Genomic DNA, 21,911 nt, shown 5'->3' with positions numbered 1-21,911 from the left:
CAAGGGCCGCTGACCCCATGCGACAGGCATCACGTTTCCCGATCGGCGGTGGAGCCATGGGTGATGCCATCCGCTCGCACGACTGGTCGGCGACCCCGCTCGGGCCGGTCGAGGGATGGCCAGCGGCGCTGAGCGTCGCGCTGGAGATCATGCTGAACTCTGCGCAGAGCATGTACCTCGTCTGGGGTCCGGACCTGACGTTCCTCTTCAACGACGCCTACTGGCCGATCCTCGCAGCATCCCGCGGCGACCTGCTCGGCCACCCGCTTCCGGCGGTTCAGCCGGATATGTGGGCCGTCGTCCGAGGCTCCGTGGAACGGGCCCTCACCGGCGAGGCCACCCGTCTCGTCGACGAACCGGTCGCGGCGGAGCGGCACGAGGAGGGAGCGACCCACCGGTCTTATTCCTTCGCGCCGGTTCATGACGGCGCTGTCGTATCGGGCGTCCTCTGCCTCGCCACCGAAGCCACGGACCGTGTGCCCGCTCGGGGGGCAGGGCCCGTCCTATATATTCCTACCGATCCGGCATCGGCCAGCGGCGCCGAGCGTCTCGAAGCCGCCCGAGCGGCCACCCGAGCAAGCCAGGCTCGCCTATCCCTAGCCGTCGATATCGCGCGCCTCGGCATCTTCGAGTGGGACACCGTCACCGGCGGCGTCGAGATGGATGCCAGAAGCCGCGAGATCTTCGGTCTGGCCCCTGACGGACCCGTCCATCAGGACGCGGTGTTCGCCCGGCTGGAGAAGGTGGACGTCGAGCGTGCCTATGCCTTGACGGAGGAGGCCCGCTCGCATGGTGCCGAGGTCGTGGCGGATTATCGTGTCATGCGCCCCGACGGCACGACCCGGACGATCCGGAGCTCCAATCAGCCGGTTCAGGAAAACGGTGGCCACCTGCGGATGGTCGGCGTCTTCCACGATGTCACCGGGCTGAGGCAGGTGGAGGCCGACCTGCGTGCCCTGAACGCGGACTTGGAGCGCAGGGTTATCGAGCGCACGCAGGCGCGGGGACGAACCTGGGCGGTCGCGCCCGACCTGATGGGGGCCCTGAACGAGCGCGGCTATTTCGAGACGTCGAACCCCGCCTGGGAGACGCTGCTCGGATGGTCGGAAGCCGACATCGCGCGCATTCCGATCTGGGATCTCCTCCACCCGGACGACGTGGAGCGCACAAGAACCAATTTTCGCGAGGTCTTCCAAGATCAGAGGCTCGCCAGGGAAGCGAACCGCTACCGGTGCAAGGACGGCTCCTACCGTTGGATCTCCTGGATCGGCGTGCCCGAGGACCGGCTCGTCTACTGCACCGGCCGCGACATCACGGTCGAGCGGGAGCGGGAGGTCGAACTCGCTGCCAGGACGGCCGAGCGCAACCTGCTCGCGACCATCGTCGAGAGCACCGACGTGATGATGATGGCCTGCGATCTGGACTACGGCATCCTCGCGCTCAACAGGGCCCATGCCGACACGTTCGAGCGCGTCTACGGCATCCGGCCAAAGATCGGCGATAACTTGCTGGCTCTGCTGGCCGACCAGCCCGAACACCTCGCCCGGGTCAGGCTCGGCTGGGCACGCGGGCTCGCCGGTGAAGAGGGCACCTTCGTCGAGGAGTTCGGCGACCCGCGTCGGGAGCGTCCCTACTACGAGATCAGCTTCCGCACGTTGCGGGATGGGAACGGCCAACGCATCGGCTGCTACCAGTTCGTCACCGACGTGACCGAGCGGTTTCGGGAACAGGCCATGCTGGCCAAGACGCAGGAACACCTCCGGCAATCCCAGAAGATGGAGGCCGTCGGGCAACTCACCGGGGGCGTGGCGCACGATTTCAACAACCTGCTGACCGTCATCAAGTCGTCCACCGACCTGCTGAAGAGGCCGAACCTCTCCGACGAGCGCCGCGCGCGATACATCGGGGCGATCTCGGACACCGTCGACCGGGCATCCCGGCTCACCGGCCAACTCCTCGCCTTCGCCCGCCGGCAAGCCCTCAGGCCGGAGGTGTTCGATGTCGGCCTGAGCGTCCAAGCCGTCGCGGACATGCTCGGGACGCTCATGGGCGCGCGCATCGCGATCACGACGGACCTTCCCGCGGAGGCGTGTTTCACCCATGCCGATCCGAGCCAGTTCGATACGGCTATGGTGAACATGGCGGTCAACGCGCGCGATGCCATGGACGGCGAGGGGCGCCTTACCATCCGCATCCAGGCGGCCGATGGGATGCCGGGCGGCGGCCCGCATCCCGCGATCCCGGGCCCGTTCGTCGCCGTGTCTGTCGCCGACACCGGCACCGGCATCCCGGCCGAGCGCCTGGAACAGATCTTCGAGCCGTTCTTCACCACGAAGGGCGTGGGCCAGGGTACGGGCTTGGGGTTGTCGCAGGTGTTCGGCTTCGCCAAGCAATCCGGCGGCGAGGTCAGGGTCGACAGCGAGGTGGGCGGCGGTGCGACCTTCACCCTGTACCTGCCGCGGGTGGAAGGGCAGGCACGGCTCGCGGACACGGGAGAGCCCGAGCCCTTGGTCGACGGTCATGGCACCCGCGTGCTCGTTGTCGAGGACAATGTCGCCGTCGGGACCTTCGCGACCCAGACCCTGGCCGAATTGGGCTACGACACCGTCTGGGCGTCGGACGCCGACCAGGCCCTGGCCGAGCTGGGGAAGGACGCCGACCGGTTCGACGTGGTCTTCTCGGACGTGGTCATGCCCGGCATGGACGGAATCGAGCTGGCGAGCGAGATCCGCCGACGGCACCGCGACCTGCCGGTGCTCCTGGCGTCCGGATACAGCCACGTGCTCGCCGAGAAAGGCACGAGCGGGTTCGAGCTCCTCCACAAGCCGTATTCGGTGGAGGCCCTGTCCCGCGCCCTCCGGAAGGTTGTGCGACGGCGGGGGGCACAGCAGCCGTCGATGGCGAAATCACCCCGGGCGACCCCTGCGCGTTAGCATGCGAATGCCCGCCTCGAAGCGGTCAGTTCGTTGATCGGCAGCGACCGAGGCCCAGCCGGTCGCAAGGTCTCGGTGACACGACAGATCCGGCTGATCAAACGTCGAGGTTGGCCACGCTCAGGGCGTTGTCCTGGATGAACTCCCGCCGCGGCTCCACGACGTCGCCCATCAGCTTGACGAAGAGGTCGTCGGCGTCGGTGACGTCCTTCACCTTCACCTGCAGCAGCGAGCGCACGTCGCGGTCGAGGGTGGTCTCCCAGAGCTGCTGGGCGGTCATCTCGCCGAGACCCTTGTAGCGCTGGAGCTGGAGCCCCTTGCGGCCGAAGGCCATGACCGCCTCGAACAGCGCCACCGGGCCGTGCAGGACGGTCTCGTCGGATTTGCGCATCAAGGTCGCGGGTTCGCCGTAGATCTCCCGGAAGGCGTCGGCCCGCTCGGAGAGGCGACGGGCCTCCTGCGAGGTGATCAGCCCCAGATCGAGGGTCGCCACCTGCCGGACGCCGCGCAGGGTCCGGCTGAGGCGGTAGCCGCCCTCGAAGGATTCCCCCTCCCAGCCCTGCTCGATCTCGTCCGCGATGGCGTCGAGGCGGCGCGCGGTCATGTCGGCCAGCACCTCGGCCTCGCCCGGCCGGGAGGCAGCCTCCGGTTCGAGGGCCCCGGCCAGCACCGCCTGCTCGACCACCGAGCGGTCATAGCGGGTGTGCAGGCCCTGAAGGATGTTCCGGAACGTACGCGCCTCCTCGACGAGGCTCTTGAGCTGGGCGCCGGCGAATTCCGCACCCGTGGACAACCGGAGGATCGCCCCGTCGGTGCCCTGGTCGATGAGGTAATCCTCCAGTGCGCGCTCGTCCTTGAGGTAGAGCGCCCGCCGGCCGCGCTCGGCTTTGTAGAGCGGCGGCTGCGCGATGTAGAGATGGCCGCGGTCGATCAGCTCCGGCATCTGCCGGAAGAAGAACGTCAGCAGCAGCGTCCGGATGTGCGACCCGTCGACATCGGCATCGGTCATGATAATGATGCGGTGGTAGCGCAGCTTCTCCGGGTTGAAACCCTCGCGGTCGGTGGAGGAGCGGCCGATCCCGGCGCCGAGCGCCGTGATGAGCGTGCCGATCTCCGCCGAGGACAGCATCCGGTCGGCGCGCACACGCTCGACGTTGAGGATCTTGCCGCGCAGCGGCAGCACCGCCTGGAAGGTCCGGTCGCGCCCCTGCTTGGCCGAGCCGCCGGCGGAATCACCCTCAACCAGCAGGATCTCGCATTTCGACGGATCGCGCTCCTGGCAGTCGGCGAGCTTGCCGGGGAGCGAGGCGATATCGAGGGCGCCCTTCCGGGTGACGGTCTCGCGGGCCTTGCGCGCGGCCTCGCGGGCGGAGGCGGCGAGCACGACCTTGCTCATCACGGAGCGTGCCTGCTGGGGATTCTCCTCCAGCCAGGTCGACAGGCCCTCGTTGAGCACGTTCTCGACCGCCGGGCGGACTTCGGACGAGACCAGCTTGTCCTTGGTCTGCGACGAGAATTTCGGGTCCGGCACCTGCACGGAGATCACCGCGGTGAGGCCCTCGCGGCAATCCTCGCCGGTGAGCGAGACCTTCTCGCGCTTCGATACGCCCGAGGAATCGGCGTAGCCGGTGATCTGGCGGGTCAGGGCGGCGCGGAAGCCCGCCATGTGGGTGCCGCCGTCGCGCTGCGGGATGTTGTTGGTGAAGGGCAGGACCGTCTCGTTGAACGAGTCGTTCCACCAGAGCGCGACCTCGACCCGGATGCCGTCGCGCTCGGCGCGGACGACCACCGGACTCGCCATGCCCTCGATCGGCTTGCGCGAGCGGTCGAGGTAGCGGACGAAGGCCTCGATCCCACCCTCGTAGTAGAGTTCCTCGCGCTTCTTCTCGGCGTGGCGCGCGTCGGTCAGCACGATGTGCACGCCGGAATTGAGGAAGGCGAGTTCGCGCAAGCGCTTCTCCAGCGTGCCGTAGTCGAACTCGATCATGGTGAAGGTCAGCGTCGAGGGCAGGAAGGTCACTTCCGTGCCGCGCCGGCCATTGCCGGGGCCGACGACGTCGAGGGGCGCCACGGCATCGCCGTGGCGGAACTCCATGGCGTGCTCCTTGTCGTTGCGCCAGACGCGGAGCTTGAGCCAGGCCGACAGGGCGTTGACCACCGAGACGCCGACGCCGTGCAGGCCGCCGGAGACCTTATAGGAATTCTGGTCGAACTTACCGCCCGCGTGCAGCTGGGTCATGATGACCTCGGCCGCGGAGACGCCCTCCTCCTTGTGGATGTCCACCGGGATGCCGCGGCCGTTGTCCGAGACCGTGCAGGATCCGTCGGCGTTGAGGGTGACGGTCACGAGGTCGGCGTGACCCGCCAAAGCCTCGTCGATGGCGTTGTCCACCACCTCGTAGACCATGTGGTGGAGGCCCGAGCCGTCGTCTGTATCGCCGATGTACATGCCAGGACGCTTGCGGACGGCGTCGAGGCCTTTCAGCACGCGGATCGATTCCGCGCCGTATTCGGCGTGCTCGCTCTGGGGGGTGTCGGCCATGTAATTCCTCGGGCAGGCGGGCCTTCACGCGGCGGAGGGGCTCGCGCCGTCAGGCGCCCACGCCTGAACTCTCACTCAATCTGCCTGATATAAGGGTTCCACCTTGAGATTGCACGATTTTTGCGCGGTCGCGGCAGACCCGATCCGCCCCTTTCTGACGCTCCCGCCTTAACGCGGCGTTAGCCTTCGATACCGTCCGCGCTGGCCCTGTCCAGCCGGTCGATCGCTTCCGCCGACAGGGTCAGCCGGGCGGCGCCGAGCAATTCGTCGAGCTGCGCCACGGAGGTCGCGCTGGCGATCGGTGCGGTGATCCCGGGGCGGGCGATCACCCAGGCCAAGGCCACCTGGGCCGGGCTCGCCCCATGCGCCGCGGCGACCGCGTCGAGGGCGTCAAGCAGGGCGAGGCCGCGGGGATTGATGTACTTGGCGACGCGGTTCTCCCGCGCCCGTCCGGCGGCGTCCTCCGCGGACCGGTACTTGCCGGTCAGGAACCCCGCCGCGAGGGAGAAGTAGCCGATGACGCCGACCTGCTCGGCCCGGCACAGCGGCTCCAGTTCGGCCTCGTAACCGCGGGCGGCGAGGCTGTAATCCGGCTGCAGGCAGTCGTAGCGCGGCAGCCCCGCGGTGGCCGAGAGGGCCAGCGCCTCGGCGAGCCGCGGCGCGCCGTAATTCGAGGCGCCGATGGCGCGGACCTTCCCGGCCACGATCAAGCGCTCGTAGGCCCGCAGCGTCTCGTCAAGGGGCACGTCGCCGTCGTCGAGATGCGACTGGTAGAGGTCGATGCGGTCGGTTCGGAGACGCTGCAGCGATGCCTCGCAGGCGCGCTCGATGTGGCGCGCCGAGAGGCCCTTTCCGGCCTCGCCCAGATCCATCCCGACCTTGGTGGCGAGCACGATCCGGTCGCGGACGCCCGGGCGGGCGGCGAGCCAGCGCCCGATCACCGCCTCGGATTCACCGCCGACATGGCCCGGCGCCCAGCGCGAGTAGACATCGGCGGTGTCGATGAAGTCGAAGCCGCGCTCCACGAAGCAGTCGAGGATCGCGAAGGAGGCGGTCTCATCGGCGGTCCAGCCGAAGACGTTGCCACCGAGGCAGAAGGGCGCGACCGTGAGGTCGGAGCGGCCGATGCGGCGCTTGTCCATGATGTCAGCCCTGCAGGAACGGATTGGAGACGCGCTCTTCGCCGAGCGTGCCGGTCGGCCCGTGACCGGGGATGAAGGCCACGTCGTCGCCGAGCGGCAGCACCTTCTCCATGATCGCCCGGATCAGCTGGTCGTGGTTGCCCCCGGGCAGGTCGGTGCGGCCGACCGAGCCCTTGAACACGACGTCGCCGACCAGGGCGAAGCGCGCATCCCGGCTCACGAAGACCACGCTGCCGGGGGAATGGCCCGGGCAATGGAGGATATCGAATTCGAGGCCGCCGACCGTCACCGCATCGCCGTCGTCGAGCCAGCGGTCCGGCGTCACGGCCCGGGCCTCGCCGAGCCCGTAATTGGCCGCCGTCTCGGGGAGCGAGTCGAGGAGGAACTTGTCGGCGCGGTGCGGCCCCTCGATCGGCACGCCGAGGCGTTCGCGCATCTCGTCGGCGCCGGCGGCGTGGTCGACATGGCCGTGGGTCAGCAGGATCTTCTCTACCTGCACGCCGTGCTCACGGATCGCCGCCTCGATCCGGTCGAGGTCGCCGCCGGGATCGACCACGGCGCCGACCTTGGTCGCGTCGTCCCAGATCAGGGTGCAATTCTGCTGGAAGGGCGTGACGGGGATGATCCCGGCGCGGGGCGTTCCTGGCATCGCGTGACCTGTCCTGACGGCGCCCGGCGGGCGCGTTCGCGCTCCTAGTAGCGCGATCGGCGGCCGCGCACACCCTCGCGGGTGAGCGTCAGGCCGGGCGCCGCGTCAGCAACGCGTCGAGCCCGCCGATCCGGACGAAAGGGGAGCCGAAACCCTACGATGCGTTTCGTCCCGGCCCCCTGCGCGGCGCTCGCCGGCTGGTCTCGCGCAGGACGGACGGAAGCGTCGTGGAAAGCGGCGCCGTCCAGATCCGTCCTTAAATCAGCCGCGTTGTGCACGCCCTGTTCGGGCGCGCGCCGGGACGGTCCGGCCCGTCCAGTCGCGTCCCCCGAACCCGGCCCGCATGAACGCCATCCTGATCAAGCTGTTCGCGACCGCCCTGACGCTCAGCCAGGTCACGACAAAGCCCGAGGCGGTGCGGACCCGATTCGATCCGGCCACGGACGGTCCCGAGGTGGTGCGGCTGCTGCGCGACGGCTGCGCCCACATGCGCAAGTCGTTCGACATCGAGGATATCAACCTCGACGACCTGATCTCCACCGCCATGGAGGATCCGTCGACCGTCGCCGGTCCGGCCGCGCCGAAGATCCTGCACGGGCTCGACATCAATGAGCTCAACGTCAGCTACAAGCAGTTCTGCAAGGGCGAGGACCCGGCGAACTCGCCCTTCGACGCCCGGGCGGTGATCGAGTTCTACGACAACGCTACCAAGGACCTGCCCAGCGCCGAGGCCCTGCGCGACAAGGCGCTGCCCGGCATGACCCGCATCCTCGACGGCGCCGGCAAGCCCTTCGCCGAGGCCTCCGAGCCGAACGGGCGCCGCATCGTTGTCCCGATCACCTCCGTCCCGACGCTCGTCCAGAAGGCCTTCATCGCCGCCGAGGACAAGCGCTTCGAGAGCCACCACGGCATCGACGAGCGCGGGGTCATCCGCGCCTTCATCGGCAACCTCGCCTCGCCGGGGCGTCCCGCCGGCGGCTCGACCATCACCCAGCAGGTCGTCAAGAATCTCTCGGTGGGTGACGACGTCACCTACGAGCGCAAGATCCGCGAGATGATCGTCGCGTCGCGGCTGGAGCGCATCCTCACCAAGCCGCAGATCCTCGGCCTCTATCTCAACGGCATCTATCTCGGCCGCGGGGCCTACGGCATCGAGATGGCGGCGGAGAGCTATTTCGGGAAGCCGGTGGCTCAGCTGACCCTGCCCGAGGCGGCGCTCCTCGCCGGCATGCCCAAGGGGCCGAATTTCTACAGCCCCGACAAGTATCCCGACCGGGCGCGGGAGCGGCGGGCCTACGTGCTGTCCCGCCTGAAGGAAGAGGGTACGATCACCGAGGCCGAGATGGCCGCGGCGATCAAGTCGGATCTCGGCCTGAAGCCGATCGAGGCGGCGCGGCGCGATGCCGGCTTCTATGTCGTCGATTTCCTCAACCGGGAGGCGCGCACCTTCGCGGGGGTGGATTCGCTCACCGCCGGCTCGCTCACGGTCCGCTCGACGATCAATGCCGGCCTGCAGCGAGGCGTCGAGGAGGCGCTGCAGGACGGGCTCGCCGCCTACGAGCGCTCGACCGGGCGCCAGACCTTTTCGGGGGCCGAGCTCAACCTCGCCGACAGCGTCCGCCGCATCCAGGCCGCGACGCCGGCGCCGGAGGCATCCCCGCAGGCGGCCCCTTCCGTCACGGGGGCCCGGGCGGATGCCGTGAAGCCGCCGGCCCGGGCGCTTCCGGGTAACGCGGCGACACCGCAGCGCAAGCCGGCCTGGCTGCTGGCCCTGGAGAGCGTGCGGCCGGTCCTCTACGACGTGCGCTGGCCGATGGCGGTGGTCCTGGAGACAGGGCGGGGCGGCATCAAGGTCGGGCTGGCGGACGGCCGCACGGCCTTCCTCGATCCCGGCATCGCCCGCGGGCGGCTGCAGCCCTACGACGTGGTGCGCGTGAAGCTGAGTCCCGGAAAGGGCGGCCCGCGCGCCCAGATTCGCGTCCGCCCGACCGTTCAGGGCGCGGCCCTCGTCGTGGAGAACCAGACCGGCCGGATCCTCGCCATGACCGGCGGCTTCTCCTACCCGTTGAGCCAGCTCAACCGGGTCACCCAGACGGTGCGCCAGCCGGGCTCGACCCTGAAGCCGCTGACCTATCTCGCGGCCCTGAACGCCGGGCTGCAGCCGAACACCCTCGTGCTCGATTCGCCCGTCACGCTGCCGCCGATCGGCGGGACCGGCGATTCCTGGTCGCCGAAGAACTACGAGGGCGGCGGCTCGGGGCCGACGACGCTGCGGCGCGGCCTCGAATTCTCGAAGAACCTCGTCACCGCCCGCCTGCTCCAGGGGGGCATCGCACCGAAGGCCCCCGCGAGCCTGAAGCGGGTCTGCGACATCGCCCTCGAAGTGCAGATCTACGCCGAATGCGAGCCCTATTATCCGTTCGTGCTCGGCGCCCAGCCGGTGCGGATGCTCGACCTGGCGGGGTTCTACGCGGCGGTGGCCAACGAGGGCGCGCGGCCGGCGCCCTACGCACTCGAATCGGTGGAGCGGGACGGTAAGCCGCTCTACACACACGCCCCCCGGGAGCCCGTCCGGATCGGCTCGGCCGACCGGGTCGCGTTCTACCAGCTCAAGACCATGCTCCAGGGCGTGACCCAGCACGGTACCGCGGCGGCCCTGGCGAAGGTCTCGGCCTACGTGGCCGGCAAGACCGGCACCTCGGAGAACGAGAACGACGCGTGGTTCGCGGGCCTGACCAACGAGATCACCGTGGTGGTGTGGGTCGGCTACGACAATGCCGATGGCAGCCGGAAAACCCTCGGCCGCGGCCAGACCGGCGGCCACGTCTCGGTCCCGATCGCCTCTGCGATCCTGCAGGCGGCCTGGGCCAACGGCGTGCCGAAGACGCCGCTGCGCGGCCCCTCCCCCGAGGCGCGGCCGTTCATCGCCGACTTGCCCGTCGACCCGCACAGCGGCGTGCGCGTCGCGGGCGGCGGCTTCCTCGAGCATTTCCGCACCAGCGGCGACGGCCGCATGGCCGACACCCAGTATCGCCTGGTGCCCCGCGAGACGCTCTACGCCATGCGGCCGGACGCCCAGGACGGCGACTTGACCGCGCCCGACGATGGCGCGAGCGTCGCGGGGGACTACGACGGCAACATGACCGGCGCGCGGCCGCCCGCCGACCCGCTCGATCCGTTCGGCGACCGCCCGCCACCGCGCAGCCGCCGTGCACAGGGGGACCTGGATCCGACGGGCCAGGACCCCTACAGGCCCTGGCCGGGCCAATCCGCGCGCTCGCCGTTCGGGGACGACGGCGCGCGCCGGCCCCGCCGCCGCGACCCGGACTACCTGTTCGGCGAAGAATCCGGCTTCTGACCGCCCGCCCCGAGAGAAGAGACACCCGTTGCGAACGCAGCTTCCCGCCGCCCTCGCCCTCGTGCTGACGGCCGCGATCCCGGTCGGCGCCCAGACGCCTGCCGCCAACACCGCCCCGGCACCGGCGACTGAGCGGATCCGGGAGGTGCCGTCGGTCGCGGCCGTCGATCCGGCCACGATCAAGCCGGGCCAGATCCTGTTCACCGATCACCGCGACAAGCCCGCGACCCCGGAGAACGGACTGATCCCGTATCTCGATTGGCAGAAGGCGCGGCCGGCCGAGGCCGCGGTGCTCGCGCCCTATCCCGGGTACAAGGAGCCGGACTACACCGTCACGGTGAACGGCGTGTCCAAGCCCCGGCACGAGACCCTGAAGATCTACGTGGCCGAAGGGCGCTTCGTGGTGCCGCGTCCGGCCGAGACGATTGACGTCGCGTCCTTCGCCAACCTCGCCTTCGTCCAGACGATGGATCCGGCGATCAAGCACCGCGCGGTCTCGGTCGCCGACGTGACCCCTAACAAGGACCCGGCGGCCGCCTTCGCCAAGCGGCCGGACCGACCCTGGTGCCAGGGGGCGGGCGCCTGCATCGAGTCCCGCTACGACCTCGAAGGCAAGCTGCCCCTTGGCGTCAAGCTCGCCAACAAGCTGGAGGAGGGCTCGTCGAAGAAGATCGCCGAATATGTGTCGTTCCAGAGCGAGCTGCGCGTGCTCGGGCCCGATCAGGGGCCGCCGCTCGGTGCGCTGACGAAGATCGACACGCCGGTGGTCGGCGGGCTGGAGCAGACGATCTTCTGGGTCAACCAAATCCTGCGCTTCGGCAAATTCCTGGCCGTTTTCCAGCCGATGCCGAACGATCCGGGCAAGACGGTGGTGACCGCCTACATGGCCCTGGCGATCAAGGGCGACGTCCTCGACCGCAAGGCCGAGTACGCCCGGGTCCCGGTCCTGAAGAACCTCCTGCCCGCGCAGGTGCTGATGGGCAATTCGAGCTTCAACACCGGCACGTCGATCAGCGCCGGCCTGCCGGTCTACGCCCGGAACCGGATCACGACCTTCGCGGATGCCCTGACGAAGCGCTGAGCGCGCTGGCTCACATCCCGCGATTGCCGATCGTCGGCAGGGTCGGCTGCGTGTAGGCGCGGTTCACGTCCCGCCGCGACTGCGTCCCGTTGGTGTTGGCGGAAGCCCGGTAATTGTCGAGGTTGAAGCTCTCGGCGAGGCCGCTGCGGGAGTCCGGACCGTCGGTGGCGCAGGCGCCCAGGCCGCCGACCGTCAGCGCGGAGAGGACGAGAAGGGTTAAACGCATGACATGTCCTGGCGGCGATCGAATCCGGCCGGTGACTGGGTCTTGGCCGGCGGTGATCGAACGAACGATGGGCAAGACATGGTCAGAGCCGCGAAGGTCCCGTCAAGGGCGTGCGAGCCGCGTAAACCCGTTCCGCCGCCTCCGATGCACGGCCGCCACGGAAAATCCACCACACCCCCGGTTTGCCGCGGATAGGGCCGGGCAATGGTGTTGAGCGCGGCCGATACCCCCTGGCGCAGCTGGGAGTTTTCGGGCGACAACGATCGGCGATGAGCAACGTCTTGCCCTTCCGTCCGCGCCCGACGGTTCCACGCCTCGCCCGCTGCGAAGTCGTGACCGTGGCCGGCGATATTCTGACCCTGCTGGAGCAACTCGAGGATGTGAGTGCGCGCGCCGCCGCGATGGGCCGTCCCGCCCGCGAAGTCGAGCAGACGGTGCAGCACCTCCTCGACGCGGTGAGCGCGGTCGAGCGCGCCCTCGACTGCATCGGCGAGGGTGAGCAGTCCGCGCCGGCCTGACGAGGGTCCGCGATCGCGGCGCGACGTTCCGGCGCCGGGGGTTTCCAACCCGACCCCCTCCATCCCGCGGCGCCCGTGTCAGCGCGTCCCCGACGAACCCTTCAGCAAAGACTGCAATCCGTGGTGCCCTCCTTTGACGGCGCCGGTCCGCACCCGTTCCTCGGAATGCGCGGGTCCGATGCCTTGCCTTGCCGTGCCTCGGGTATGGCCTCGGGGGAACCAGTTTTTGCAATCTAATCTTCCTGCTCCGCGGCGAATAAGGCACATCTCGTTGGAGATCCGAATCGGCACTGCACAGCCGCACTATTTCGGAACCCAATCCCACAGCTTGCGGTTGAGGGTCGGATGCTCGCTCTGGGCGTCGGTTCCGGAGGGCATTATGAGGCTTCGCACGGGCGGCATCGCGACTGTCGTCGCCGCCGGTTTGGTCATCGGGATCGGTGCCCGCGCCGAAGCGGCTGAACTGGGCTTCCTCGAGATGCTCTTCGGCGCCCGGCCGGCGCCGCAGCAGGTCCAGCCGACGCCAGCCCCCGCCCTCGAGAGCCAATCCGTACGCCGTGACAGGCCGCGCCTCGGGGCGGCCCGGCGGCGTCTCCAGACCCGCTATGCGGCTCTCCCGCTCAAGATTCATGTGAAGGAATCGGAGGTCAGCCCGCGCCAGACCCCGCTCGACATGAAGGATGGCGCCGCGTCGGCGCTTCTGAAGGACGAGACGCTGAAGCCGGGCGACATCGTCGTGCTCAATTCCGGCGCGCGGGTCTTCACCGGGAATCCCGACACGCGCCATGCGCTGCGCGATTTCGCACCGGTGCAGGGCTCGCACTACGTCAGCAACGGCACCCGCAAGGTGCTGGCCGGCCTGTTCACGCCGATCGGCCCGCGGCCGGGGCAGGAGGCGCGCCGCATGATGGCGCGCGCGAGCGTTCCCGTGGCGCCGATCGCGACGCCCATCCCCGCTCAGAAGACCGCCATGCGGATCATCAACCCCTGGCTGAGCGGGCAGTGACGCGCCCGAAACTCAGAAGAACCGCTCCTTGATCACGATCGTGTCGCCGGGCCGGACCGAGTAGGTCATCGGCACGATGCCGGAGATCAGGTTCCCGCCCGTGTCGCGGGTGAGGACGGCGTAGTCACGGGCGGCACGCGGGCCGAAGCCGGCCGCGATGGCCACGGCGGTCTCCACCGTCATGCCGTTCACGAACGGGTACTGGCCCGAGGTCGTCACCTCGCCGAGGATGTAGAACGGCCGGTAGGCGTCCACCTCCACCGTGACGTGCGGTTCCCGCACGAAGCCGGAGGCGAGCTTGGCCTCGATCGAGCGGGCCGCTTGCCCGGTCGTCTGGCCGCCGACCTGGACGACGCCGATCAGCGGCATCGCGATCCGCCCGGCCCCATCGACCGCGTAAATGTTCGACAGGTTGTCCTGGCCGAAGACGATCACCCGCAGCTTGTCACCCGCCGCGAGGGTGTAGCGCGCGGCGATCGAGCCGGTGCCGGTGGCATCGAGCTGGTCGGTTCGGAAGGTTGGACGCAGGCATCCGCCGAGCGCCAGGGTCGTGCCGAGGGAGAGGAGAAGAGCGCGCCGGTTCATCACCATCGCCGTCATGGATGCGGTTGACGGCTGGTCTAGGCTGTTAAGGTTAACGAAATCTGATCACCATCGCGGCGTCCGACGCGTTTGCTGAGACGCGAGCGTCTTAACTCTTGAGCAACCTTAATATCCGCTAATAGCAGCCGGGCGGCTTTACGTGCTGCCGGTCTGCCCCCGCGCTCAGAGCGTCCGCATGTCCCGTATTCGTCAACGCTCGAACGAAGCCCTGCCGGGTGCCCAGGACGGCCTCGGCCTCGCCCAGGTGCCGCGCATCCTGCGGCGCTCGCTGGGCTGGATCGTCGGGCCGACCCTGGTCGTCGCCCTGGGTGCGAGCGTCTTCGTCAACGTGGTCAGCCCCCGCTACACCGGCGAGTCGAAGCTCCTCCTCGAGAGCCGGGATCCGGCGTTCGCCCGGACCGCGCAGGAACGGGGCGACCAGCTCGCGCCGATCGACGAGCAGGCGGTGGCGAGCCAGGTGCAGGTCGTCATGTCGCGCGATCTCGCCCGGGAGGCGATCCGCCGCCTCAAGCTCGTGGGCAATCCCGAATTCGATCCCGGCGCCGGCAGCATCGGCCCCGTCCAGCGCGTGCTGATGATGCTCGGCATCGGGGCCAATCCCCTCGACCGCCCGGCCGAGGATCGCGTCCTCGACGCCTATTTCGACCATCTGCTGGTCTACCCGGCCGGCAAGTCGCGCATCCTGACGATTGAGTTCCGCGCGAAGGATGCGGTGCTGGCCGCCGAGGCCGCCAACACCATCGCGCGGCTCTACATCTCGTCCCTGGAAGCCGACAAGGTCGACACGGCGCGCTACGCCTCGACATGGCTCGGCGGCAACATCGACGGACTGCGCAAGCGCGTCGCCGAGGCCGAGGCAAAGGTCGAAGCCTTCCGCGCCAAGAACGGCCTGGTCGGCAGCACCGGGGCCACCGGGCGTCCGCTCAACGCCCAGCAGCTGGGCGAGCTGTCCAGCCAGCTCTCCTCCGCCCGCATCCTGAAGGCCGACCTGACCGGCAAGGTGAAGGCCATCCGCGACCTGATCAAGGACGGGCGGGCCTTCGAGATCCCGGATGTGGCCAACAACGAGGTGATCCGGCGCATCGTCGAGAACCGCATTTCCGTGCGGGCCCAGCTCGCCCTCGAATCGCGGACGCTCCTGCCGGCCCATCCCCGCATCAAGGAGCTCAACGCCCAGCTCGAGGATCTGGACGCCCAGATCAAGGTCTCCGCCGAGCGCGTGGTCCGCATGATGGAGAACGACGCCAAGATCGCCGGCGCCCGGGTCGAGAGCCTCCAGGCGGCGGTCGACGGCCAGCAGGACGTGGTCGTCCGCGGCAATTCCAGCGAGATCCAGCTGCGCGCCCTCGAACGCGAGGCCAAGGCGCAGCGCGAGCAGCTCGAATCCTATCTCTCGCGCTACCGCGAGGCCGCGGCCCGCGACGGCGAGGCCGCGACCCCGGCCGATGCCCGCATCGTGTCCCGGGCAGTGACCCCGGAGGTGCCGTCCTTCCCGAAGAAACTGCCGATCGTGGCCTTCGCCACGCTGCTTACGCTGATGCTCACGGCCGGCGCCGCCATCGCCCGCGCCCTGCTGGCGGACTCCGCCCGGAACGCGGCGGACCGGGACGGAGCCTTCGATCCGGCGCAGGACCGTCAGCGCCGCGAACCGGTTCTGGAGCGGCCGCTCTTCGCCTTCCCGGAGGCCATGCCGCCCGCCGGCTGGACGCAGGCGTCCGATGCCGAAGCCGCCGTGCAACCGCGACCGGCGGAGGCCCCCGTGGCTGCCCCGGAAGACTTCGATCTGGCACCGCTGATCGCGCGGATCAGCTCCGGCCCCCGGGCCGAGGATGCGCCCGCCGGCCGTCGGGTCCTGATCATGGAGACCGACGCGACCAACGGCGTGCCGGGCCTGTCCGCCGCCCTGATCCGCGCCCTCGGCCAGGCCGGGACCCTCGTCTCCGTCGCTCTGAACGCCGGGCGTCCCGGTGACACGCTCGGCTTCACCGATCTGGTCGCCGGCGAGGCCGCCTTCCTCGACGTGATCCAGGCCGAGCGCGACAGTGGCCTGCACCGGATCGAAGCCGGACGGCGTGCGACTGCGGTGCTGTTCGACGAGGCCGATGCGCTGACGCTGACCTTCGAAGCGATGGCGGAGGCCTACGATTGGGTGGTCTGCTGCCTCCGCGCCGCCCCGGGTGCCGTCGATCTCCTCGAACTGACCGCCGGCTACATGGACACGGTTGTGATCGCCTCGAACGCCTCGGCGGAGGACCCGACCCTGGCCGACCTCTACGCCATCGCCCAGGGCGCGGGCGCCGGACAGATCGTGGTGGCGCAGGACCGGCCGGCCTCGGCCGCGCGCGGCTTGGGCGGCGCCATGCTTCACCGCGACGCTGCGTGACGCTCGGCGCGTCGTCCCGGAGATGGGACGACGCGCCGAGTGCGCGACCGCCGGCGTCCCGCGAGTGGGAACCGATCGTCCGGGACGAGGCGTCAGGCCCCGCGCATCCGGCGCAGCTTTTGAAGGGCGGCGTACAGGCGCGGATCCCGCTTGATCCGGCGCTTGGCCCGAGTGAGTCCTTGCCGGACAGCCCCGTAGGTTCGTCCCGCCAGGGTGACCGGTACGATCGCCTCCACGAGCCCGATCGTCTCGTCGCAGATGCTGGCCTTGTAGCGGGCCTCGCCGACCCCGAGGTCGAAGCCGAGCCGTCCCCGTGCCGCCTGATCGCGCACGAGATGCTGCAGCAGGAGATCGCCGGGGCTGAAGCGGGCGATCTCGGGATCCGGGTCGAACGCAGTCATCATGCCGCTGTACCGCCGCGCGCTCACCGCGCCGCCGAAGGTCGCCAGGACCCGCCCGCTCTCGGCGAGGCACAGGGCGTGGATCTCCAGCGCCGGATCCGGGCCGGCGGCGGCGCTGGCCAGGAAAGCGCGGATCGCGGGATCGGCATAGGGATCGGCCACGCCCATTCCGGCGAACCGCGCCGCCTTCTGCGCGTAGAACGCCGCCAGAAACTGCTCGGCCTCGGCTAGCGTCTCGGCCCGGCGATAGGCGACCGGGCCCTTTGCCTCCACGAGACGCTTCTCTTTGGAGCGGAGCTTCTTGCGTGCATCGGCACTGAAGACCCGGCGGAGTGTGGCCTCCGGATCGGGGCCGAGCATCAACCCGTAGCCATCGCTCGCCTCGGGCTCGCCGCCCGCCGCGAACGGATTGACCGAACCCTCCCAGGTCCGGGGCTGATGCTGCAGGGCATAGACATCGATGCCGGCCGAACGACCGGCGTCGACCAGAGCCGCCGTGATGTCGCCGACCGATATCGCCGCCGCATCGCGGCCCGCGAACAGCGGCATATGATAATTTGCATGTGTCTCGCCCACAGTGCGGGCGACGCGCAGTCCGAATTCCCGCTCGAGCGTCAGCGGCAGGAGGATCCGGGCGCGGCCGTCCCGGTCGCGCAGGACCACGATCCGGGTCCTCTCCATCTGTCCGCGTGCCCGCAGATAGGCCATCGTCCAGTCGAAGCGCTGATAGGGGGTCTGAAGGCTCGTAGGATCACTCTCGATCCGGCGCCAGACAGCTTCGGCCGCCGCCGGATCGTCGATGATCTCCGCGGTAAGCATCACCCCCGACGGAGCCTCGATCATGTCCGTACCCGTCGCCTGGACGCCGAGCGCCATCGTCCGAAACCCCTGCTGGACCACGTGCGGTCGCCTATCGAGCAGCGATGTTCGACGCTATCCACTGAACAGGCAGTGACTTCCGAGCGCCGCCAGGCAAATCCGGTCCGTCCGATACGATCAAACCGGTGCCGTGGCTAATACAACCTTCCTGAACTTTCGTCCCGCCATCGACGCTTTCAAGTTTGTTTACCGCGCTGGACACAGGGTGTCGGTCTTGGGCCGATCGGCCCGGTCGGTCCGAGGCCATGCTGTCGTCGCGCACCAAACATCGGGTCTTCGCGACCGGGTTCCGCGCGATCCAGGCCGTCGGGGCGGATCGGTGGTTGACCCCGGCCTCACGCGGGCTCGGCGTCATCCTCACCTTCCACCATGTCAGCCCGGACCCGGTCGCTGCGTTCGCCCCGAACCGGCTGCTGTCCATCACCCCGGACTTCCTCGACCTCACCTTGCGTGAGCTCGATGCCCGCGGCTTCGAGGTGATCGGCCTCGATGCCGTGCCGGAACGCCTAGCGGAGCCGGATTACGGGCCGCCCTTCGCGGTGCTCACCTTCGACGACGGCTACCGGGACAACGTCGCGCACGCGCGGCCGGTGCTGGCGCGCCACAACGCGCCGTGGACGCTGTTCGTCACCAGCGCCTTCGCGGACCAAACCGGCCGCCTGTGGTGGATCGAGCTGGAACGCGCCATCGCGCAGCTGGACCGTGTGCGGGTCGGCATCGGATCCCGGAGCGTCGATCTGCCGGCCCGCAGCCCGCAGGAGAAGGCGCTCGCCTTCGACGCGCTTTATCGCGACCTGCGCGGCGGCGGTGAGGCGGAGATGCTCGCCCGGATCGCCGATCTCTGCCGCCAGGCCGGGCTGGCGCCGGGCCAGGTCGCGTCCGAATTGTGCCTGTCCTGGGCGGAGCTGCGCGCCCTGGCGGATGATCGCGCGGTGACCATCGGCGCGCACACGGTGAGCCATCCGATGCTCGCCAAGCACCCGGCGGCGATCGCGGCCTTCGAGATGGCGGAGGGGCGTGCGCGAATCGAGGCGGAACTGGGCCGGCCCGTGCGGCACGTCTCCTATCCGGTGGGCGATCCGGGCTCGGCGGGGCCTCGGGAATTCGCGCTGGCGCAGGAATTGGGCTTCGCGACCGCGGTGACGACCCGGCCCGGCCATCTCTTCAGCGGTCATGCCGGCCACCTGCACGCCCTCCCCCGGGTGTCGGTGAACGGCTGCCATCAATCGCGCGCGGCTTTGGCCGGGCTGCTCTCCGGTGTGCCGTTCCTGGCCTGGAACCGGGGCCGGCGCCTCAACGTCGCCTGACGGGTTTCACGCCGGGGATGGGACGCCGCGTCGGGTCCGTGGCGCGCCGGAGACCCGGCCGCGTGCAGCCTTCCGGCCTCTACCGCCGCCGCCGGTGCCGGTAGCCCGTCGAGAACGACGCGTATTGCCGGCCACGATGCGACCGGTAGCGCCGCCGGCTGCTTGAGGCGGTATCGGCCGCATCCTCAACCTGCGGGATCGCCTCGGCCATCGCGGCCGCCGGTGAGGGTGACGTATCGGCGGACGCGTAGCCGCCGGCCACGTTCTTCGCCGCGGGCCCGAACATCGCCAAGCATTGGTTGTAGGCGAGATCGTTCTTCAACCGCTCGCACTCGCCGATCGACCGCGGGGTTCCCTGGGCCAGGGCCGGCAGGGGTGCGAGCAGCACGATGAGGACGGCCAGAGGCGTGAGGCGCATGGAGGAGAGGAGCACGACGCGGGGTGTCTCGGAAGCGGACGCCGGGCTTGTGAACCCCGAGTGCGGCGAAATCGAGAGGTCGCTTCAGCGGTCGGGCCGCTCCATCCACCGGATCAGCGGCATCAGCGGGATGATCCAGGCGATGCCCAGGATCGAGTAGAGCACGGCCTGCACCGCCGCCGGCGTTTCCGCGATGCGGCTGTCGGCCAGGGCCATCGCCAAGGGGCCGTAGAGGCAGACGAAGGCCAGGATCGCGATCGTGCCGATCAGGGTTCGTGTGCGACGGCGCATGGCGTCCCGTAATAGTGATAGGGCGGGCCCCATGCACGGGCTATCGACCCGGCCTGCGCTTGGCAACGTCCAGGCTGCCGCGGCCTGCGGCGCCGCCGACGTTGCTGCGGTGAGGCGCATATCCTAACCCCGGCATGGGGTTCGGGGTATGCCGACCCGGGCGAAGGGATGCGGATGGTCATGCGAGTCGGGGGCGGCCGGCGATCGGGCGCGGTGCGCACGTGGCTTTACGTGATCGCCGCGCTGGTGGTGGCCATGGTGGCGGTCGGCGGCGCGACCCGGCTGACGGGCTCCGGCCTGTCGATCACCGAGTGGCGGCCGGTCACGGGGGCGATCCCGCCCCTGTCCGAGGCGGATTGGGCCACCGAGTTCGCCAAGTACAAGGACACGCCGCAATACAGCATCCTCAACCAGGGGATGGGATTGTCCGCCTTCAAGGTCCTCTATGGCTGGGAATGGGGGCACCGCCTCCTCGGCCGGCTGATCGGCCTCGTGTTCTTCCTGCCCTTGATCGTGTTCTGGTGGCAGGGCCGGATCAGCCGCCGCCTCGGACTCGGTCTCCTCGGCCTCGGCGTGCTCGGCGGCCTGCAGGGCGGTATCGGCTGGATCATGGTCGCCTCCGGTCTCCAGCCCGGAATGACCGCGGTGGCGCCGCTCAAGCTCGCCCTGCACCTCACCACGGCCAGCCTGATCCTCGCCGGTCTGGTCTGGCTGGCGGCGGGCGAGCGCGGGGCGATGCCGGAGCCGGCACCCGCGCGCCTGCGCGCGACCGCGATGTTCCTGCCGGCCCTGATCCTCGTGCAGATCTTCCTGGGCGGTCTCGTCGCCGGCTCGCATGCGGGCCTCGTCTACAACACTTGGCCCACCATGGACGGGGCGCTCGTGCCGCCCGCGGACGCCCTGTTCGCCATTCGCCCCTGGATTGAGAACTTCGTGGACAATCACGCCCTGGTGCAGTTCGACCACCGGGTGACCGCCTACCTCGTGATCCTCGTGGCGATCCTGCACGCGGTAGATGCGCGCCTCGCGGGTCCGTCGGGCGTGTTCGGACGCGCCGCCGGTATCACCGCCCTGGCTCTGGCACAGGCGATGCTGGGGATCGCCACGCTGCTCCTCGCGGTGCCGCTCTGGGCAGCGCTCGCCCATCAGGTCATGGCCATGGCGGTCCTGACCATGGCGACCGTTCACGCCCGGCTCAGCCGCGGATGGCGCCACGGGGGCGCCCGAGTTCAGGCCGGGGCCGCCGAGGCGCCTGTCGGGTTCGAGGGCCTTGTGGGACGCGGAATCTAGGCATTCGTGCAGTGCGGCAGCGGCGCCGCATTGCACGATATCTAAAACCACCCGTCATTTTCCTTGGGACAACTCCACGTCGGTACTCTGCACGGGGAACGATCATGACGTCTCATGCTTTAGACTGCAAGCGTTGCAGGAGGCCTTCGGATGTCTCTCGCGGAAGATGGTCGCCCGTTGTCCCTGACGTGGCATTACACGCCCCGGGAGATCGTGGCGGACGGCGTGATCCACGGGCTCGGCGTCGTGCTCGGTCTGGCCGGTGCCGTGGCCCTGGTGGCGACGGCGCTGACGGCGCATCTCGGCATGGGCGAGCGGGTCGCCGTCGTCGTTTACGCGACAGCCCTGGTGCTGATGCTCGGGGTCTCGGCCCTCTATAACCTGTATCCGGTGAGCCCCCGGAAATGGCTGCTGCGCCGGGCCGACCACGCCCTGATCTACCTGATGATCGCCGGCACCTACACGCCTCTCGTCGCCCTCGTCGGGTCCGGACCGCGCGCCTATGCGCTGCTGGCGTTGATCTGGGCCGTGGCCTCGGTCGGGATCGCCGTCAAGCTGCTCCTGCCCGGGCGCTTCGACCGGCTCTCCATCGCGCTCTACCTGATGCTCGGATGGAGCGGTCTCTTCGCCTATGAGTCCGTGATCGCGAGCCTCCAGCCGACCGCATTGTGGCTGCTCGCCATCGGCGGGGCGCTCTACTCGATCGGCGTCCTATTCCACATCTGGCGGACGCTGCCGTTCCAGAATGCGATCTGGCACGGCTTCGTTCTCGCCGCCACGGCCTGCCATTACGGGACGATCTGGGCCAGCCTCAACGGCCCGCCGATGACATGACTTGTTTCGGCTATGTAAAACTCTGCTTACCTTCTCGATGAAAAGCTTGC

Annotated in this window: 17 protein-coding genes; 9 read left to right on the top strand and 8 right to left on the bottom strand. The window is 69.4% G+C overall.

The features are described from left to right. Positions 1-56: 56 nt before the first annotated feature. Positions 57-2,933, top strand: a complete 2,877-nt coding sequence (locus AC3IF3_RS18075; protein WP_489229750.1) for a PAS domain S-box protein — start codon at positions 57-59, stop codon at positions 2,931-2,933. A 97-nt stretch (positions 2,934-3,030) separates the two neighbouring features. Here AC3IF3_RS18075 and gyrB read toward each other — a convergent pair whose 3' ends face one another. From gyrB to AC3IF3_RS18060, 3 genes are all read right to left on the bottom strand, one after another. Then, positions 3,031-5,475, bottom strand: a complete 2,445-nt coding sequence (gene gyrB, locus AC3IF3_RS18070) for a DNA topoisomerase (ATP-hydrolyzing) subunit B (protein ID WP_489229749.1) — start codon at positions 5,473-5,475, stop codon at positions 3,031-3,033. Positions 5,476-5,654: 179 nt separating this feature from the next. After that, positions 5,655-6,617: an aldo/keto reductase gene (locus AC3IF3_RS18065; RefSeq protein WP_489229748.1), complete on the bottom strand. Its 963-nt coding sequence runs from the start codon at positions 6,615-6,617 to the stop codon at positions 5,655-5,657. Positions 6,618-6,621: 4 nt separating this feature from the next. After that, positions 6,622-7,266 (bottom strand): MBL fold metallo-hydrolase, encoded by a 645-nt coding sequence (locus tag AC3IF3_RS18060; RefSeq protein WP_243973731.1) that lies wholly within the window; start codon positions 7,264-7,266, stop codon positions 6,622-6,624. 343 nt (positions 7,267-7,609) lie between these two features. On the opposite strand from AC3IF3_RS18060, the gene AC3IF3_RS18055 reads away from it, so the two are divergent. Together AC3IF3_RS18055 and AC3IF3_RS18050 are read left to right on the top strand one after the other, a co-directional pair. Further along, positions 7,610-10,624, top strand: a complete 3,015-nt coding sequence (locus tag AC3IF3_RS18055; RefSeq protein WP_489229747.1) for a penicillin-binding protein 1A — start codon at positions 7,610-7,612, stop codon at positions 10,622-10,624. A gap of 28 nt (positions 10,625-10,652) precedes the next feature. Next, a complete protein-coding gene (locus tag AC3IF3_RS18050) occupies positions 10,653-11,705 on the top strand; it encodes a hypothetical protein (protein ID WP_243973733.1) in 1,053 nt (350 codons plus the stop codon). A 10-nt stretch (positions 11,706-11,715) separates the two neighbouring features. On the opposite strand, the gene AC3IF3_RS18045 is transcribed toward AC3IF3_RS18050, so the two are convergent. Further along, positions 11,716-11,931, bottom strand: coding sequence for a hypothetical protein (locus AC3IF3_RS18045; protein ID WP_243973734.1), 216 nt, complete (start codon positions 11,929-11,931; stop codon positions 11,716-11,718). A 269-nt stretch (positions 11,932-12,200) separates the two neighbouring features. On the opposite strand from AC3IF3_RS18045, the gene AC3IF3_RS18040 reads away from it, so the two are divergent. Beyond that, positions 12,201-12,449, top strand: a complete 249-nt coding sequence (locus tag AC3IF3_RS18040; RefSeq protein WP_243973735.1) for a hypothetical protein — start codon at positions 12,201-12,203, stop codon at positions 12,447-12,449. 271 nt (positions 12,450-12,720) lie between these two features. Continuing rightward, positions 12,721-13,455: a hypothetical protein gene (locus tag AC3IF3_RS18035; protein WP_489229746.1), complete on the top strand. Its 735-nt coding sequence runs from the start codon at positions 12,721-12,723 to the stop codon at positions 13,453-13,455. A 12-nt stretch (positions 13,456-13,467) separates the two neighbouring features. Here AC3IF3_RS18035 and AC3IF3_RS18030 read toward each other — a convergent pair whose 3' ends face one another. After that, the gene (locus AC3IF3_RS18030; protein ID WP_243973819.1) at positions 13,468-14,046 is read right to left on the bottom strand and encodes a polysaccharide biosynthesis/export family protein; all 579 of its coding nucleotides are present in this window, start codon (positions 14,044-14,046) and stop codon (positions 13,468-13,470) included. Positions 14,047-14,233: 187 nt separating this feature from the next. On the opposite strand from AC3IF3_RS18030, the gene AC3IF3_RS18025 reads away from it, so the two are divergent. Then, positions 14,234-16,441 (top strand): GumC family protein, encoded by a 2,208-nt coding sequence (locus AC3IF3_RS18025; RefSeq protein ID WP_489229745.1) that lies wholly within the window; start codon positions 14,234-14,236, stop codon positions 16,439-16,441. 92 nt (positions 16,442-16,533) lie between these two features. Here AC3IF3_RS18025 and AC3IF3_RS18020 read toward each other — a convergent pair whose 3' ends face one another. Then, positions 16,534-17,718, bottom strand: a complete 1,185-nt coding sequence (locus AC3IF3_RS18020; RefSeq protein ID WP_489229744.1) for a GNAT family N-acetyltransferase — start codon at positions 17,716-17,718, stop codon at positions 16,534-16,536. Between the two features lie 248 nt (positions 17,719-17,966). Between AC3IF3_RS18020 and AC3IF3_RS18015 the strand changes: the two genes are divergently transcribed. After that, complete coding sequence (locus tag AC3IF3_RS18015; RefSeq protein WP_489229743.1) at positions 17,967-19,028, top strand: polysaccharide deacetylase family protein; 1,062 nt, start codon at positions 17,967-17,969, stop codon at positions 19,026-19,028. A 79-nt stretch (positions 19,029-19,107) separates the two neighbouring features. Here the strand turns inward: AC3IF3_RS18015 and AC3IF3_RS18010 are convergent, their stop codons facing one another. Both AC3IF3_RS18010 and AC3IF3_RS18005 read right to left on the bottom strand, forming a co-directional pair. Further along, entirely contained in the window at positions 19,108-19,446 is a 339-nt protein-coding gene (locus tag AC3IF3_RS18010; protein ID WP_489231335.1) for a hypothetical protein, read from the bottom strand. Positions 19,447-19,530: 84 nt separating this feature from the next. After that, positions 19,531-19,737: a DUF2842 domain-containing protein gene (locus AC3IF3_RS18005; RefSeq protein ID WP_489217542.1), complete on the bottom strand. Its 207-nt coding sequence runs from the start codon at positions 19,735-19,737 to the stop codon at positions 19,531-19,533. Between the two features lie 168 nt (positions 19,738-19,905). Here AC3IF3_RS18005 and AC3IF3_RS18000 point away from each other — a divergent pair, with 168 nt between their 5' ends. Both AC3IF3_RS18000 and trhA read left to right on the top strand, forming a co-directional pair. Beyond that, positions 19,906-21,027, top strand: coding sequence for a COX15/CtaA family protein (locus tag AC3IF3_RS18000; RefSeq protein WP_489229742.1), 1,122 nt, complete (start codon positions 19,906-19,908; stop codon positions 21,025-21,027). A 150-nt stretch (positions 21,028-21,177) separates the two neighbouring features. After that, on the top strand, positions 21,178-21,861 hold the full coding sequence (gene trhA / locus AC3IF3_RS17995; RefSeq protein ID WP_243973743.1) for a PAQR family membrane homeostasis protein TrhA: 684 nt from the start codon (positions 21,178-21,180) through the stop codon (positions 21,859-21,861). The last annotated feature ends 50 nt before the right edge of the window (positions 21,862-21,911 follow it).

This window comes from Methylobacterium sp. J-118 (genome assembly GCF_057836565.1).
This window is presented reverse-complemented; position numbering and strand designations above follow the sequence as displayed.

What these genes read in the sequence shown, in the direction of transcription:
- AC3IF3_RS18075 (WP_489229750.1), top strand. Translation starts at nt 57, where the DNA reads ATGGGTGATGCCATCCGCTCGCACGACTGGTCGGCGACCCCGCTCGGG.
- gyrB (WP_489229749.1), bottom strand. Translation starts at nt 5,475, where the DNA reads ATGGCCGACACCCCCCAGAGCGAGCACGCCGAATACGGCGCGGAATCG.
- AC3IF3_RS18065 (WP_489229748.1), bottom strand. Translation starts at nt 6,617, where the DNA reads ATGGACAAGCGCCGCATCGGCCGCTCCGACCTCACGGTCGCGCCCTTC.
- AC3IF3_RS18060 (WP_243973731.1), bottom strand. Translation starts at nt 7,266, where the DNA reads ATGCCAGGAACGCCCCGCGCCGGGATCATCCCCGTCACGCCCTTCCAG.
- AC3IF3_RS18055 (WP_489229747.1), top strand. Translation starts at nt 7,610, where the DNA reads ATGAACGCCATCCTGATCAAGCTGTTCGCGACCGCCCTGACGCTCAGC.
- AC3IF3_RS18045 (WP_243973734.1), bottom strand. Translation starts at nt 11,931, where the DNA reads ATGCGTTTAACCCTTCTCGTCCTCTCCGCGCTGACGGTCGGCGGCCTG.
- AC3IF3_RS18040 (WP_243973735.1), top strand. Translation starts at nt 12,201, where the DNA reads ATGAGCAACGTCTTGCCCTTCCGTCCGCGCCCGACGGTTCCACGCCTC.
- AC3IF3_RS18030 (WP_243973819.1), bottom strand. Translation starts at nt 14,046, where the DNA reads ATGGTGATGAACCGGCGCGCTCTTCTCCTCTCCCTCGGCACGACCCTG.
- AC3IF3_RS18025 (WP_489229745.1), top strand. Translation starts at nt 14,234, where the DNA reads ATGTCCCGTATTCGTCAACGCTCGAACGAAGCCCTGCCGGGTGCCCAG.
- AC3IF3_RS18020 (WP_489229744.1), bottom strand. Translation starts at nt 17,718, where the DNA reads ATGGCGCTCGGCGTCCAGGCGACGGGTACGGACATGATCGAGGCTCCG.
- AC3IF3_RS18015 (WP_489229743.1), top strand. Translation starts at nt 17,967, where the DNA reads ATGCTGTCGTCGCGCACCAAACATCGGGTCTTCGCGACCGGGTTCCGC.
- AC3IF3_RS18010 (WP_489231335.1), bottom strand. Translation starts at nt 19,446, where the DNA reads ATGCGCCTCACGCCTCTGGCCGTCCTCATCGTGCTGCTCGCACCCCTG.
- AC3IF3_RS18005 (WP_489217542.1), bottom strand. Translation starts at nt 19,737, where the DNA reads ATGCGCCGTCGCACACGAACCCTGATCGGCACGATCGCGATCCTGGCC.
- AC3IF3_RS18000 (WP_489229742.1), top strand. Translation starts at nt 19,906, where the DNA reads ATGCGGATGGTCATGCGAGTCGGGGGCGGCCGGCGATCGGGCGCGGTG.
- trhA (WP_243973743.1), top strand. Translation starts at nt 21,178, where the DNA reads ATGTCTCTCGCGGAAGATGGTCGCCCGTTGTCCCTGACGTGGCATTAC.